We start from the raw sequence: 13275 nt of genomic DNA on the forward strand, positions 1-13275 counted from the left end.
ACGCGTGCCCCCGATGGACCGTCTCCACAAGCGAGGCGGGTCGGCACGTGCTGACAATGGCGAAGACCCTCGCGCGGTGTCCGTGAAGGCGCGTCTACGATGTAATCCTTCACGTCACCGCACCCACTTCGCCGTCCTGATAAGCCCTCAAAAGCTCGTGGGAAGGCCAGACGAATCCTGATGGGGAACTCAATGTCGTTCATCGGCCGTGACATGGCTGTCGACCTCGGGACCGCCAACACGCTGGTGTACGTCAGGGGTCGCGGGATCGTCCTCAACGAGCCGTCCGTGGTGGCGATCAACACCAACACCGGTGGGATCCTCGCGGTCGGCTCCGAGGCGAAGAAGATGATCGGACGCACCCCCGGCAACATCGTCGCCGTACGTCCGCTCAAGGACGGCGTGATCGCGGACTTCGAGATCACCGAGCGGATGCTGCGCTACTTCATCCTGAAGATCCACAAGCGCCGCTACCTCGCCCGCCCGCGCGTCGTCGTGTGCGTGCCCAGCGGCATCACCGGCGTCGAGCGCCGCGCCGTCATCGAGGCGTCGACGCAGGCCGGCGCCCGCCAGGTGCACATCATCGAGGAGCCCATGGCCGCGGCCATCGGCTCGGGTCTGCCGGTCCACGAGGCCACGGGCAACATGGTGGTGGACATCGGCGGCGGCACCACGGAGGTCGCGGTCATCTCCCTCGGCGGAATCGTCACCGCCCAGTCCATCCGCGTCGCGGGCGACGAGCTGGACAACGCGATCATCCAGCACATCAAGAAGGAGTACTCCCTCCTCCTCGGTGAGCGCACGGCCGAGCAGATCAAGATCACGATCGGTTCGGCGTACGACCTCGACGACGACGAGCACACCGAGATCCGCGGCCGGGACCTCGTCTCCGGCCTCCCCAAGACCGTCGTCATCTCGGCCGCCGAGGTCCGCAAGGCGATCGAGGAACCCGTCAACGCGATCGTCGACGCGGTGAAGACGACCCTCGACAAGTGCCCGCCCGAGCTGTCCGGCGACATCATGGACCGCGGCATCGTCCTCACCGGCGGCGGCGCCCTGCTGCGCGGCCTCGACGAGCGGCTGCGTCGGGAGACCGGCATGCCGATCCACATCGCCGAGGACCCGCTCGACAGCGTCGCGCTCGGCTCCGGCAAGTGCGTCGAGGAGTTCGAGGCGCTCCAGCAGGTCCTGGACGCCGCGCCGCGCAGATGACGTGACGCTTCGATTCCGCCGTACGAGACGATCTCCTCTCGTGCGGCGGATCGTTGATATAGAGGCACAAGCCCCCTGATTTTTCTGGTTTTCCCGATTTTCTATGAGGAAGGCACGGCCGCCGCACGTGAGGGACACACGAGAGAGCCGGCTGCTCCTGGTACTGCTGGTCGCCGTCTCGTTCGCGCTGATCACGGTCGATATCAGGGGAGGTGAGGACTCTCCGGTCGACGGCGCCCGGCAGGCCGCCGCGACGGTCTTCGGACCCATCGAGAACGGCATGGCCTCGGCCGTCGACCCCGTCGGCAACGCGGTCTCCGCCGTACGCGACTCCGGCAAGCGCCACGACCGGCTCGCGGGCCTGGAGAAGGAGAACGCGGCCCTCAAGGCGAAGCTCGGCAGCGACGACCGCAACCGCAGCCGCCTCACCCAGCTCGACCGGATGCTGAAGATCGCGGGCGAGGGCCAGTACGGCATCAAGGGCGCGCAGGTCATCGCCATAGGGGCGGCCCAGGGCTTCTCCTGGACGATCACCATCGACGTCGGCGCGAACGACGGCATCCAGCGCGACATGACCGTACTCAACGGGGACGGACTGGTCGGCCGCGTCACGACCGTCGGCCCCAACGCGTCGACCGTGCTCCTCGCCAACGACCCCGACTTCACGGTCGGTACGCGCATGGAGTCGTCCGACGAACTCGGGTTCGCGTCCGGCCAGGGCGACCGGCCGCTGCGCGTCGAACTGCTCAACGGCAAGGCCGAGGTGAAGAAGGGCGACCGGCTGGTCACCTTCGGCTCCCAGGCCGACAAGCCGTTCGTGCCGGGCGTACCGGTCGGGATCGTGTCCCGGGTCGACCCCTCGGGGGGCGACCTGACGCGGACGCTGTACGTCACGCCGTACGTCAGCTTCACCAAGCTGGACATCGTGGGGGTCGTCGTCGAGGCGCCGAAGAAGGACCCGCGTGACACGGTCCTGCCGGCCAAGCCGAAGCCGGTCCCCACGCCGACGGTCACCGTCACGGTGACGCCGGGAGCCGCGGCGCCGGGCCAGGGCCGGACCAACGACCAGCAAGAGCAGTAGGAGCTGAAACCCCCCATGCGTGTGAACCGCATCCTGCTCTCCACGACCCTCGTCGTCGTGGCCCTAGTCGTCCAGGTCAGCGTCCTGGCCCGGCTCCACCTCCCCGGCGCGGTCCCCGACCTGCTGCTCCTCACGGTCCTCGGGCTCGCGATGGTGTACGGCCACACGAGCGGCGCCCTCATCGGGTTCGGCGCCGGTCTCCTCGCGGACCTCGCGCCGCCGGCCGACCATGCTGCGGGGCGGTACGCCCTTGTCCTCAGCGTCATCGGGTACGCGGCGGGGCTGATCAAACCCGAGACGGGCCGGCTGAAGTCGGCCACCGCTCCGATGCTGGTCGTCGTCGCCTCCGCGATCGGCTCGACGCTGCTGTACGCGGCGGTCGGGGGGCTCGTCGGGGACACGTCCGCCCGGCATGTCGGGATCGGGGGGCTGCTGTTCAGCGCCGCCCTGTACGACCTGCTGCTCGCGCCGTTCGTCGTGCCCGCCGTGATGTTCCTGGCCCGCCGCGCCGACAACGACCCGCTCGCGGAGGCCGGTTCGGGTTCCTCGGCGCGGGACGTGTCCACCGGGTGGCTGTCGTCCGGGACCGGGCTGCGGATCGGGGGGCAGCGGGGGAGCGGGCTGAAGATGAAGGCGGCGAAGAGGTCGGCCGCGCGGACGGGGCGGATCAAAGGGGTGAAGCGGCTGTGAGGGTGGGGGAGTCGAGCGGGGCTTTTTCTGGATTTTCCGGGTGGAATTCACCCGTGAGGGTGAACGGTGGCGGAACGCGGGCGGGTGGCCCGGCCGTTCATGAGGCGTACGGACATTCGATTCACGGCGTGGCAAGTGTTGGGAGGGGGCGGCAGTGACGAACATCCCGGAGACCGGGCGGACACCAAGGGTCCAGACGCGGCTCGTGGTGATCCAGATCCTCGTCCTCTCCCTGCTCGGGACGCTCGGCGGGCGCCTGTGGTACCTCCAGATCCGGGAGGGCGACGAGTACGCGAAGCAGGCGTCGGGCAACCACGTCCAGCAGGTCGTCCAGCCGGCGGTGCGCGGCTCGATCCTGGACGCGCGGGGAGTGCCCCTCGCGGACAACGAGACCCGGCTCGTGGTCTCCGCGTCGCGTACGGACCTGCTGAAGCAGAAGGACGACGGCAAGGCGGTCCTCGCCAAACTCGCGGGCGTGCTCGGCATGACGCCCGAGGAGGTCCAGCAGAAGGTCCGCCTCTGCGACGCGCAGACCCCGCAGCCCTGCTGGAACGGCTCGCCCTACCAGCCGATCCCGATCACCGACGAGGCCACCGCCAAGCAGGCCCTCCAGATCCGCGAGCGCGCCGAGGACTTCCCCGGCATCACGGCCGAGCCGGAAGCGGTCCGCCGCTACCCCGGCCCCGGCAAGTCGAACACCGCGCAGGTCCTCGGCTACCTCTCGCCGGTCACGGACGACGAGATCCAGCAGGCCAAGGACAGCGACTCGCCGTACCTGCGCTCCGACCAGGTCGGCCGGTCGGGGATCGAGCGGGAGTACGACAAGGAGCTGCGCGGCAAGGCGGGCGTCACGCGCTACGAGGTCGACAACCTCGGCCGCGTCATCGGCCAGGCCGAGGCGACCCCGGCCCAGCCCGGCGCCAACCTCGTCACCAGCATCGACGCCCGGGTGCAGCGCGTCGCGGAGTACGAGCTGAACGACGCGATGAAGGAAGCCCGCAAGCAGTGGGACCGCAACACCAATGAGCGGTACAAGGCGGACTCCGGCGCCGTCGTCGTGATGGAGGCCAAGACCGGCCGCATCGTCGCGATGGCCTCGAACCCGACGTACGACCCGAACGCGTGGGTGGGCGGGATCTCCGCCAAGGACTACAAGTCGCTCACCGGCAAGGACTCCAACTACCCGCTGCTGAACCGGGCCATACAGGGTCAGTCGGCACCGGGCTCCACCTTCAAGGTGATCTCCACGGCGGCGGCGGTGGAGGCGGGCTACGACTTCAACGGGCGCTACCCCTGCACGAGTTCGTACTCGGTGGGCGGGCAGGTCTTCAAGAACTTCGAGTCGGAGAACTTCGGCCCGATCAGCCTCGGCCGCGCCCTCGAAGTCTCCTGCGACACCGTCTTCTACGGCCTGGCGCACAACGAGTGGCAGAAGGACGGCGGCATCAAGCCGAAGAAGAACCCCGGCGACTACTTCTTCAAGGCCGCCCACCAGTTCGGCCTCGGCAAGGAGACCGGCATCGACCTGCCGAACGAGGTCACCGGCCGCGTCCCCGACCGCCAGTGGAAGCAGAGCTACTGGAAGGCCAACAAGGACGCCTGGTGCAAGCAGGGCAAGAAGGGCGGCACGTACGTCGAGCAGATCGCGTACGAGAACTGCCTCGAAGGCAACCAGATGCGCGCCGGTGACGAGATCAACTACTCCATCGGGCAGGGCGACACCCTGGTCACGCCGATCCAGATGGCCACGATCTACGCGGCGATCTCCAACGGCGGCACCCTCTGGAACCCGACCGTCGGCAAGGCCGTCATCAGCCCCGACGGCCGGACGACCACCGAGATCAAGCCCGAGTCCCACGGCAAGCTGCCCATAAGCCAGACCACGCTGGGCCAGATGGACAAGGCCCTCGCCGGCGTCGCCACGGAAGGCACCGCCGCCTGGCGGTTCGCCCAGGTCGGCTGGCCGCAGGCGAAGATCCCGATGCACGCGAAGACGGGTACCGCCGAGGTCTACGGCAAGCAGACGACGTCCTGGTTCGCGACGTACACCAAGGACTACGCGATCGTGATGACGATCTCCCAGGGCGGCACGGGCTCCGGCGCGTCGGGCCCGGCGGTCCGCAACATCTACGACGCCCTGTACGGCGTCGCGGACGACGGCACGATCACCCCGAAGAACGCGCTCCTCCCGACCCCCCAGAAAACCCTCCCGAAGGTCCAGCCGGACGGCACGATCACGTCCCCGAAGGTGGCGAAGGACCCGGCAAAGGACCAGAGGGCCAGCCAGACGGACAAGCCGAAGCAGGACGACACGCTGCCGCCGGGAACGGCCCCCACGAACACGGGCGGCAACCAGGACACGCGCCGAAAGTCGAGGCGTAGGAGGCCGGGTCCTGGGGCTGGCGTCCCAGGGGGCGCAGCCCCCCAGGGGCGCGGGGAACTGCGCGACCAGCCACGACGGTGCCGCACCCGCCAGCTCACCAGACGAGGTACCCCCGGTCTGCGATCCCTCCTCCGCCGCCCTAGAAGGGAAGCCAAATGACGGGCAACACCTTCTCCGTCTCGGGCTACGGCCCAGACCGCGCAGGCTGGACAAGGATCTTCGCGAGGGACTCGCTAGCAAGGCGCCTGGACTGGCCGATACTCCTCTCGGCCCTGTCCCTCTCCTTCATCGGCTCCCTCCTGGTCTTCTCCGCGACGCGAAACCGCACGGAGATCAACCAGGGCGACGAGTACTACTTCCTCCTCCGCCACCTCATGAACACCGGCATCGGCTTCTGCCTGATGCTGGCAACGGTCTGGCTGGGCCACCGCACCCTGCGCAACGCGGTCCCGATCCTGTACGGCCTCTCCGTGTTCGGCATCCTCCTGGTGCTGACCCCCCTGGGCTCCACGGTGAACGGCGCACACTCCTGGATCGTGCTCGGCGGCGGCTTCTCCCTCCAGCCCTCGGAGTTCGTGAAGATCACGATCATCCTCGGCATGGCGATGCTGCTCGCGGCGAGGGTGGACGCGGGTGACAAGCCGTACCCCGACCACCGCACGGTGCTCCAGGCACTGGGCCTCGCGTCCGTACCGATGCTGGTCGTCATGCTGATGCCGGACCTGGGTTCGGTCATGGTGATGGTGATGATCGTGCTCGGCGTACTGCTCGCGTCCGGCGCGTCGAACCGCTGGGTCTTCGGCCTCCTCGGCGCGGGCGCGTCCGGCGCGCTCGCGGTGTGGCAGCTCGGGATCCTCGACGAGTACCAGATCGCACGGTTCGCCGCGTTCGCCAACCCCGAGCTGGACCCGGCGGGCGTCGGCTACAACACGAACCAGGCCCGCATCGCGATCGGCTCCGGCGGCCTCACGGGCTCGGGCCTCTTCCACGGCTCCCAGACGACGGGCCAGTTCGTCCCCGAACAGCAGACGGACTTCGTCTTCACGGTCGCCGGCGAGGAACTGGGCTTCGTGGGCGCGGGCCTGATCATCCTCCTCCTCGGCATCGTCCTCTGGCGGGCCTGCAAGATCGCCCGCGAGACGACGGAGCTCTACGGCACGATCGTCGCGGCCGGCATCGTCGCGTGGTTCGCCTTCCAGGCGTTCGAGAACATCGGCATGACCTTGGGCATCATGCCGGTCACCGGCCTCCCGCTGCCGTTCGTGTCGTACGGAGGTTCATCGATGTTCGCGGTCTGGGTGGCGGTGGGCCTGCTCCAGTCGATCAAGGTCCAGAGACCGATGTCGGCGTAAGCCTCCGGCGGTTGGGCGGGAGACAGGGCGGCTGGGGCCCGCCGGTCTCCCCGGAACGGGGTCCGACGGGACGTCGCCGTCCGACAGGGAGGCCGGTCCGTGCGGCGGCTGTTCCCGGAACCCCTCGCGTCCCCACCCCGCACACCCCCGCCCCCCAACCACCCCGCACCCGGTTATCTGCACGTTCGTCGTGAATTCACCCTCCGGTTCCCTCTGCCGCTTTGGCCCGGGTGCCACTAGATTCAATCTATGGCGGAGACGAAACGCGAGATCGAGCGCAAGTACGAATCCGACGAGAGCGGGCTTCCGGATCTGACGGGTGTCGCCGGGATCGAGGCCGTGCTGGACAAGGGTGTGGCGGAGCTGGACGCCACGTACTACGACACCCCGGACGGGCGGCTGGCGGCGGCGTCGATCACGCTGCGGCGGCGTACCGGGGGGTCGGACGCGGGGTGGCATCTGAAGTTTCCGGTGGGGCCGGGGGTGCGGGACGAGGTACAGGCACCCCTCTCGCCGACCCTGCCACGGAGCCTCGCCGGGCTGGTCAGGTCGAGGGTCAGGGACGCCGAACTCGTACCGGTCGTGAGACTGCGCTCCGCGCGGGACGTACGGGATCTGGTGGACGGAGAGGGCAAGCTCCTCGCGGAGGTCAGCGTGGACGCGGTCCGCGCGGAGCGGCTGAGCGGCGGCGAGGGCGTGGCCCAGTGGTCGGAGATCGAGGTGGAACTCGCCGACGGCGGGGACCCCGCCTTCCTGGACCACGTGGAGAAACGCCTCCGCAAGGCGGGGGTACGCCGCTCGAAGTCGGAGTCGAAACTGGCGCGAGCCTTGGCGGAGACGGCGACGAGCCCCGGAACCGCCGGTAAGGCCAAGGCGGATGAGCCGGCCCCCGAAAAGTCCGGCAAGAAGGAAAAGCCGGCCAAGTCCAAGAAGCCGGCGAAGCCCTCCGCCGACACCTCGACCGACCCCGCCACCCGACGTACCGCCAAGACCCCGGACACCCCCAGCACCCCCCGTACAGCCAAGACCACCCCCACCGCCCCCCAAACCGCCGCCGACCACGTCCTCGTCCACCTCCGTGCCCAGCGCGACGCCATCGTCGCCCTCGACCCCGCCGTCCGGCAGGACGAGTACGACTCCGTGCACAGGATGCGCGTCGCCACCCGCAGGATGCGCAGCGCGTTCCGGTCCTTCGGCAAGGTGCTGGACCGTACGGTCACCGACCCCGTCGGGGAGGAGCTGAAGTGGCTCGCGGGAGAACTCGGCGTCGACCGTGACCAGGAGGTCCTCACCGAGAGGATCGCCGCCGGCCTCGACGACCTCCCGCGCCACCTGGTCGTCGGCCCCGTCCGCACCCGCGTACGGACCTGGTCGCACGCCCGCCGGGGCGGCTCACGCAGGCGCCTCATCGCCGTACTGGACGGAAAGCGGTACCTGACGCTGCTCGACAAGCTGGACGCGCTGATCGCGGAGCCCCCGCTCGCCGGAAAAGCGGCCGGGACGCCCGAGAAGGTCATCGCCGCAGCCGTCCGCAAGGACTTCGCGAAGGTCGCCGCCCTCGTGGAGGACGCCCTCGCGCAGCCCTCGTCCGGCCCGGAGCGGGACTTCGCGCTGCACGAGGCGCGGAAGAAGGCGAAGCGGACCAGGTACTCGGCGGAGGCGGCGGAACCCGCGCTGGGCGCTCCCGCGACGGCCTTGGTGAAGATCGCCAAGTCCCTCCAGAACCTCCTAGGCGACCACCAGGACAGCGTGATGGCCCGCGACGCGCTCCGCGAGATCGCCGCCCAGGCCCACGCGGCGGGCGAGAACGGCTTCACGTACGGCGTGCTGTACGGCAGGGAGGAACGCCGCTCGGCGACGGACGAGGCGGAGCTGCCGGGGTTGTGGGCGGAGGCGAAGGGCGGGACGGGGATCTGAACGGCCGGGGATGACCCCCAGCCGCGTTAGGCTGGGTGGTCACCCCTGTCGTTACCCCCGCTCACGAAAGTTCGCGCGATGTCTGTCGAGTCGGTCTTCCCGCAGCTCGAAGCTCTGCTCCCGCATGTGCAGAAGCCGATCCAGTACGTGGGCGGCGAGCTGAACTCCACCGTCAAGCCTTGGGACAGTACTGACGTCCGCTGGGCGCTCATGTACCCCGACGCCTACGAGGTCGGACTCCCCAACCAGGGCGTCATGATCCTCTACGAGGTGCTGAACGAACGGGACGGCGTCCTCGCCGAGCGCACGTACAGCGTGTGGCCGGACCTGGAGGCGCTGATGCGGGAGCACGGCGTCCCGCAGTTCACCGTGGACTCGCACCGCCCGGTGAAGGCGTTCGACGTGTTCGGCCTGTCCTTCTCCACGGAGCTGGGCTACACGAACATGCTGACGGCCCTCGACCTCGCGGGCATCCCCCTGGAGGCCAAGGACCGTGGCCTGGACGACCCGATCGTCCTCGCGGGCGGCCACGCCGCGTTCAACCCCGAGCCGATCGCCGACTTCATCGACGCGGCGGTCATCGGGGACGGCGAGCAGGCGGTGCTGGACATCACGGACATCGTCCGGCAGTGGAAGGCGGAGGGCCGTCCGGGCGGCCGGGAAGAGGTGCTGTTCCGCCTCTCCAGGACCGGCAACGTGTACATCCCCCGGTTCTACGACGTCGAGTACCTCGCGGACGGCCGTATCGCCCGCGTCGTCCCCAACCGCAGCGGCGTCCCGTGGCGCGTGTCGAAGCACACCGTCATGGACCTCGACGAGTGGCCGTACCCGAAGCAGCCGCTCGTACCGCTCGCGGAGACCGTCCACGAGCGGATGTCCGTCGAGATCTTCCGCGGCTGCACGCGCGGCTGCCGCTTCTGCCAGGCCGGGATGATCACGCGGCCCGTGCGCGAGCGGTCGATCACCGGCATCGGCGAGATGGTCGACAAGGGCCTGAAGGCGACCGGCTTCGAGGAGGTCGGCCTCCTGTCGCTGTCGAGCGCCGACCACAGCGAGATCGGCGAGATCGCCAAGGGCCTCGCCGACCGCTACACCGAGGACAAGATCGGCCTCTCCCTGCCCTCCACCCGCGTGGACGCCTTCAACGTCGACCTCGCGAACGAGCTGACCCGCAACGGCCGCCGCTCCGGCCTCACCTTCGCCCCCGAGGGCGGCTCCGAGCGGATGCGTAAGGTCATCAACAAGATGGTCTCCGAGGACGACCTGATCCGTACGGTCGCCACCGCGTACGGCAACGGCTGGCGCCAGGTGAAGCTGTACTTCATGTGCGGCCTGCCCACCGAGACCGACGACGACGTCCTCCAGATCGCCGACATGGCCGCGAACGTCATCGCCAAGGGCCGCGAGGTCTCCGGCGCGGGCGACATCCGCTGCACCGTCTCCATCGGCGGCTTCGTCCCCAAGCCCCACACCCCCTTCCAGTGGGCCCCCCAGCTCTCCGCCGAGGAGACCGACGCCCGCCTCGGCAAACTCCGCGACAAGATCCGCGGCGACAAGAAGTACGGCCGCTCCATCGGCTTCCGCTACCACGACGGCAAGCCCGGCATCGTCGAGGGCCTGCTCTCCCGGGGCGACCGCCGCGTGGGCGCCGTCATCCGCGCCGTCTACGAGGACGGCGGCCGTTTCGACGGCTGGCGCGAGCACTTCTCCTACGACCGCTGGATGACCTGCGCGGACAAGTCCCTGGCCCTGTTCGGCGTGGACGTCGACTGGTACACGACCCGCGAGCGCACGTACGAGGAAGTCCTCCCCTGGGACCACCTGGACTCCGGCCTGGACAAGGACTGGCTCTGGGAGGACTGGCAGGACTCCCTCGACGAGACCGAGGTCGAGGACTGTCGCTGGACCCCGTGCTTCGACTGCGGGGTGTGCCCGGCGATGGACACCCGCATCCAAGTCGGCCCCACGGGCAAGAAGTTGCTGCCGCTGAGCGTCGTGAACAAGTAGCGAGCCGCTTACCGGGCCCTTCCCTCCGGGGGAGGGCCCATTTCCATGATCGCTGGATAGAGTCGTCCTGTTCACAGCGGGGGAGGGACTCGGGCCGATGAGTCGTCGTAGGTCCGCAGCGGTCGGCGCCTGGGCCGAGATGCAGCGCCGGCAGCAGCAACAGGAGCAGGCCGCCGCCCGGCAGCTCAGGGAGCGGGAGCGGCAGGCGCGCGCGTACCAGCGGCAGGCCGCGCAGGACCACAAGGCGGAAGCCGCCCGGCGGACCGCCGAGCTGGAGGCGCGAGTGGCCGCGCTCCAGGGGCTGTTGGCGACCGGATGCAGTGCGGCGCCGTTCCACCCGGACGCGCTGCTGCGCGCCGAGCAGGTCCCGCCGTTCGACCCCGGCGCACTGGCCCACCCCGTGCTCATGCCCGACCCGAGCCAGTTCCCCGTGCACGGCGGCGGCTGGACGGCGAACGCACGCGCCCAGGCCCAGGCCGAGGCCCGCGCCCGCTTCGAGCAGGCGTGGTACGCGGCCCAGGCCGCCGAGGCCCAGCGCCTGGAGCAACTCGCCGTTCAGCAGCGGCAGTACGAGCAGTGGGCCGAGGGCCTGCGGACCGAGGTACGCCGCCACAACACCGGCGTCGCCGAAGCGGCCCGGGGCGTCCAGCGGGGCGAACCGGACGCCGTCGTCGAGTACTTCACCGCCGCGCTGTACGCCTCCCCGTCCTGGCCGGAGGAGTTCCCCCGGCAGCTCTCGGCGGCCTACGACCAGGCGGCCCGCCAACTCGTCCTGGACTGGGAGCTCCCCGGCTACGGCGTCGTCCCCGAGGCGAAGGCGGTGCGCTGGTCGCCGGGCGATGACCAGTACCGGGAGAGCGCCCGTCCGCTGACCCAGCGCCGGGCGCTGTACCGGGAGACGCTGGCGCAGTCCGCGCTGCTCGTCCTGCACGAGCTGTACGCCGCCGACACCGCCGGCGCGCTGGAGTCCGTCGTCCTCAACGGCTTCGCCGACGGCCCCGACCCCGTGACCGGCCTGCGCGCCCAGCACATCCTGGTCACCGTCCTGGCCCAGCGCGCCGCCTTCACGCCCTTCAACCTCGCGCAGGTCGACGCGGTCAGCTGCCTCACGGACGGGCTGCGCGGCCAACTCTCCGCCCGCCCCGACCAGTTGACCCCCGTACGCCCGGACCGCCGCCCCCAGGACGTCGGCAACCGGGTCGTCACCCACCGGGACGACGACGAGCCCGACCTTTACGCGATGGACCCGCTCGCCTTCGAGGAACTCGTCGCGGAGCTGTTCCGGGCGATGGGGATGGAGGCGGTGACGACGCAGCGGTCCGGCGACGGCGGGGTGGACGTCGACGCGACCGATCCGACGCCGGTCCGGGGCGGGACCATAGTCGTCCAGGTGAAGCGGTACCGGAACACGGTGTCGCCCACGGCAGTCCGGGACCTGTACGGCACGGTGCTCGACCGGGGCGCCAACAAAGGCGTCCTCGTGACGACGTCGTCCTTCGGACCCGGTTCGCGCGACTTCGCCACCGGGAAACCGCTGGAGCTGATCTCCGGCCCCGAACTCGTCGACCTCCTCCACCAGCACGGCCTGCGGGGACGGTTGGGCGACGGCACCCCGCCGGACCTGGACGACGACGGGTACAACATCCTCGGCATGTCCTGGTCCGGCACGGTCGCGCTCGACGTCTGCGCGCTGGTCTGCCAGGGCGACCGGGTCCTCTCCGACGACCACTTCGTCTTCTTCAACAACCCGGCGACCCCGGACGGTTCGGTACGGGCCCTGCCGCCGACCGCCCCCGACCGGGCCTCCCTGCGGGTCGCGTTCGACGCGCTCCCGGCGACGGCCGACCGCCTCGTCCTGGTCGCCGCCGTCGACCCCGAGACCGACCCGCACGCGGACCTGGCCGGCTTCACCGACGCCCGCATCCGCCTCCTCGACGCCCACGCGGCCGAACTCGGCGTCCTGGAGGTCTCCGACGGCCGCCCCTCCGAAACCGCCCTGGTCCTCGGCTCCTTCCGCCACCGCACCACCGGCGACTGGGACTTCGTCCTGGGCGGCAAGGGCTACCGGGGCGGCCTGGAGGAACTGGTACGCGACTTCGGCCTCGACGTGGAATAGGGGAAGAGCCCATGCCGGACGAGATCGTCATCAGGGCCGCCGAAGAGCGGGAGTTGGACGCCGTCGCCGGGTTGCGGTGGCGGTGGTTCGAGGAGGACGGGAAGGCGGCGGTCGTCGAACGGGAGGAGTTCGTGCGGGGGTTCGTGGCGTGGGCGAAGGAGAACGCCGGGTCGCATGGGTGCACGGTGGTGGTCCGGGGGGAGCGGGTCGTCGGCATGGCGTGGGTGGCCATCGTGTCGCGCGTGCCCACACCCACCGCGCCGGAGCGGCTCTCGGGGGACGTGCAGTGCGTGTACGTGGTGCCGGAGGAGCGTGGGGCGGGGGTGGGCGGGCGGCTGCTGGGGGCTGTGGTGGAGCGGGCCCGGGAGCTGGGCGTCGAGCGGCTGACCGTGCATTCGTCGGGGCGGGCCGTGCCCGCGTACGTGCGGGCCGGGTTCGCGGGGTCCGAGCGGTTGTTGCAGGTTCGGTACTGAGGACGGGAGTTTGGCCGCACCCTTGTGGGCTGGCGTAGCGTCTA

At 70.1% G+C, this 13275-nt stretch carries 9 protein-coding genes; all 9 read left to right on the forward strand.

The window, feature by feature from the left end; translation table 11 throughout:
* Positions 1–192: 192 nt before the first annotated feature.
* Positions 193–1212 carry a rod shape-determining protein gene (locus tag J8M50_RS10180; RefSeq protein WP_010355320.1) on the forward strand — a complete coding sequence of 340 codons (1020 nt, stop codon included), beginning with the start codon at positions 193–195 and terminating at the stop codon, positions 1210–1212.
* A gap of 127 nt (positions 1213–1339) precedes the next feature.
* A complete protein-coding gene (gene mreC / locus J8M50_RS10185; RefSeq protein ID WP_010355321.1) occupies positions 1340–2293 on the forward strand; it encodes a rod shape-determining protein MreC in 954 nt (317 codons plus the stop codon).
* 15 nt (positions 2294–2308) lie between these two features.
* A complete protein-coding gene (mreD, locus tag J8M50_RS10190) occupies positions 2309–2983 on the forward strand; it encodes a rod shape-determining protein MreD (protein ID WP_010355324.1) in 675 nt (224 codons plus the stop codon).
* Between the two features lie 154 nt (positions 2984–3137).
* Positions 3138–5525: a penicillin-binding protein 2 gene (gene mrdA / locus J8M50_RS10195; protein WP_010355325.1), complete on the forward strand. Its 2388-nt coding sequence runs from the start codon at positions 3138–3140 to the stop codon at positions 5523–5525.
* A complete protein-coding gene (gene rodA, locus J8M50_RS10200) occupies positions 5522–6718 on the forward strand; it encodes a rod shape-determining protein RodA (RefSeq protein ID WP_010355327.1) in 1197 nt (398 codons plus the stop codon). The genes mrdA and rodA overlap by 4 nt, the downstream gene beginning before the upstream one ends.
* 249 nt (positions 6719–6967) lie before the next feature.
* Entirely contained in the window at positions 6968–8635 is a 1668-nt protein-coding gene (locus J8M50_RS10205; RefSeq protein ID WP_010355328.1) for a CYTH and CHAD domain-containing protein, read from the forward strand.
* 78 nt (positions 8636–8713) lie between these two features.
* Positions 8714–10642 (forward strand): TIGR03960 family B12-binding radical SAM protein, encoded by a 1929-nt coding sequence (locus J8M50_RS10210; protein WP_010355329.1) that lies wholly within the window; start codon positions 8714–8716, stop codon positions 10640–10642.
* A 97-nt stretch (positions 10643–10739) separates the two neighbouring features.
* Complete coding sequence (locus J8M50_RS10215) at positions 10740–12758, forward strand: restriction endonuclease (RefSeq protein ID WP_010355330.1); 2019 nt, start codon at positions 10740–10742, stop codon at positions 12756–12758.
* Positions 12759–12769: 11 nt separating this feature from the next.
* Positions 12770–13231: a GNAT family N-acetyltransferase gene (locus J8M50_RS10220; protein WP_010355331.1), complete on the forward strand. Its 462-nt coding sequence runs from the start codon at positions 12770–12772 to the stop codon at positions 13229–13231.
* Positions 13232–13275: the final 44 nt, after the last annotated feature.

The sequence above is a fragment of the Streptomyces acidiscabies genome (assembly GCF_020010905.1).
GTDB lineage: Bacteria > Actinomycetota > Actinomycetes > Streptomycetales > Streptomycetaceae > Streptomyces > Streptomyces acidiscabies.